We start from the raw sequence: 1,756 nt of genomic DNA on the forward strand, positions 1-1,756 counted from the left end.
CCATATGTTAATGAAGATGTAATCAATGAAGTTGTAGATTCTTTACGTTCAGGCTGGATTACCACAGGACCTAAAGTGAAAGCTTTAGAAGAAGAAATTAAACAATTCTCAGGGGCCAAAGAAGTGCTTTGTGTAAACTCTTGGACTTCTGCAGCGATTATGATGCTTCGCTGGTTCGGCGTAAAAGAAGGCGATGAGGTCATTGTGCCAGCCTATACTTATAGTGCAACAGCTTTAGCGGTGTTACATGCAGGAGCTAAACCAGTAATGGTAGATACTTCAGAAGATTTTAATATTTCTTTGGATGCGATTAAAAAAGCAATTACACCAAGAACGAAAGCTATTATGCCTGTTGATATTGCTGGGTTCCCTTGCGATTATGACGAAATTATGGATTTGGTAAAATCTTCAGAAATTCGACCGCTCTTTAAGGCTGAAAGCGAGAATCAAGAAAAACTTGGCCGTATTTTAGTATTGAATGATGCAGCACACTCTTTAGGTGCTTGGTACAAAAAGGGTATGAGAACAGGGAGTGAAACAGACATTGCTATTTTCTCATTGCATGCCGTGAAAAATGTGACTACAGCTGAAGGGGGCGCAATTTGTATTAACTTGCCGGCACCTTTTGATAACGCTAAACTCTATGGAGAGCTTCGCCAAATGGCATTAAACTGTCAAACTAAAGATGCTTTCTCTAAGAGTAAAGCCGGTGGTTGGCGATACGATATTACTGGCCTAGGTATGAAAATTAATATGGCCGATGTGAATGCAGCGATCGGCTTGGCACAAATTCGTATTTATGAAGATTTATTGAAAGAACGTAAACGTGTTTTTGATACTTATGGCGAAGCATTTAAACGATATGATTGGGCAATTTTACCACCATCAAAACAAGGTGAAAAAGAGACTTCATATCATTTGTATGCTTTACGTATTAAAGATTTTACTGAAGCACAACGAGATGCGATGATTGATGAAATAGCTAAGAGTGAAGTGGCTGTAAATGTTCACTTTATCCCAATGCCAATGCTTACTTTATTTAAGAACTTAGGGTATAAAATTGAAGATTATCCTCAGGCCTATGATAACTATAAAGGTGAAATTTCACTACCGATTTATCCTCAATTAACAGATGAACAAGTTCAATTTATCATTGATACAGTGGTCTCTGCTTATAATAAGGTTAAGTAAAGTGATTCGTTTTTTTGATTTTGTATTAAGTTTAGTTGGGCTAGTTATTCTAGCCCCTATTTTCATTGTTTTAGCTGTTTGGATCAAAATTGATTCCGTGGGACCTGTATTTTATAAACAAATTCGTGTTGGGCAAAACGGTAAAGATTTTGGTTTATTTAAATTTCGTTCTATGGTAGTTGATGCTGATAAAAAGGGATTGATTACGGTAGGTGGAAGAGATCCTCGAATTACACGTTCAGGTTATTTTATCCGTAAATATAAACTCGATGAGCTACCTCAATTAATTAATGTATTAGTGGGAGATATGAGTTTAGTTGGTCCTCGCCCTGAGGTAAGAAAATACGTTGAGCTTTATGATGATGAGCAGAACAAAGTGCTTTCAGTAAAACCGGGTATTACAGATTATGCCTCTATAGAATATATGGATGAAAACGAGATTTTAGGTAAATCGACGGATCCTGAAAAAACATATATTGAAGAAATTATGCCGGAAAAAATAAAGTATAATATGAAATATATTAAAAATAGAAGTCTAATAGAGTATTTTAAAATAATTTTTCTT

General features: G+C 35.7%; 2 protein-coding genes. Both read left to right on the forward strand.

Annotation, left to right across the window (positions count from 1 at the left end; translation table 11 throughout):
• The coding region (locus tag QZ106_RS10230) for a DegT/DnrJ/EryC1/StrS aminotransferase family protein (RefSeq protein ID WP_295976706.1) at window positions 1-1,191 on the forward strand (1,191 nt) is incomplete at its 5' end.
• Window position 1,192: 1 nt separating this feature from the next.
• A partial coding sequence (locus QZ106_RS10235; RefSeq protein WP_295976707.1) for a sugar transferase occupies window positions 1,193-1,756 on the forward strand: 564 nt, incomplete at its 3' end.

Source organism: uncultured Aggregatibacter sp. (assembly GCF_901873365.1).
Taxonomy (GTDB): Bacteria; Pseudomonadota; Gammaproteobacteria; order Enterobacterales; family Pasteurellaceae; genus Aggregatibacter.